We start from the raw sequence: 884 nt of genomic DNA, 5'->3' as shown, positions 1-884 counted from the left end.
GCGGTACGCGGTAAATCGGTCAAGATCCGTGTTCCGACTCAAGTGACTTGTAATGTTTGTAAAGGCTCTGGTGCGAAAAAAGGCACGCAGCCTGAGACCTGTGGTACTTGTCATGGTCAGGGTCAAGTGCGTATGCAGCAAGGCTTTTTCAGCGTTCAGCAAACCTGCCCAACGTGTCATGGTCGCGGGCAAATTATTAAAGATCCTTGTCGTGCTTGTCATGGCACAGGCGTGCAAGAAGAGAATAAAACGCTTTCAGTGAAAGTGCCAGCGGGCGTTGATACGGGTGATCGTATTCGTTTGGCTGGAGAGGGTGAAGCGGGTGCAATGGGTGGCCCAGCCGGAGATCTTTATGTTCAGGTTTCGGTTAAAGAGCATCCTATTTTTGTTCGTGACGGTGCAAACTTGTATTGTGATGTGCCAATCAGTGTCGTGGATGCAGCGTTGGGTGGTGAGCTGGAAGTGCCAACACTTGATGGCCGCGTCAAACTGAAAATCCCTGCTGAAACGCAAAGCGGTAAGATGTTCCGTTTACGCGGTAAGGGTGTGAAGCCTGTTCGTGGTGGAGCTGTTGGAGATTTGATGTGTCGTGTCGCGGTAGAAACGCCAGTAAATCTGACTAAAAAGCAAAAAGAGTTGTTGAAAGAGTTTCAAGAGACTCTTGAAAGTGGGTCGAAGAAACATGCGCCCCAGAAGCATTCTTGGTTTGAGGGGGTTAAAAGCTTCTTTGACGACATGAAGCTTTAGTGCAGGACTGCATGCTATTTTCACCTCAAGCTTTGTTAACAGTGTACTCAAATGCTCACTTACTTCGTGTAAGCTCAGCTTTTCCGTGCACTTTCGCCTCGCTTGATGCAAAAATATCTATCTAGTAGGTGTGTGCC

Annotated in this window: 1 protein-coding gene; it reads left to right on the top strand. The window is 48.3% G+C overall.

Going from position 1 to position 884, the window contains the following annotated elements; genetic code table 11:
* On the top strand, positions 1-747 hold a 747-nt coding region (locus A3762_RS18405; protein WP_068757039.1), incomplete at its 5' end, for a molecular chaperone DnaJ.
* Positions 748-884: the final 137 nt, after the last annotated feature.

This window comes from Oleiphilus sp. HI0125, assembly GCF_001635355.1.
Note: the sequence above shows the minus strand (reverse complement) of the source record. Positions and strands in the feature narration are given on the sequence as shown.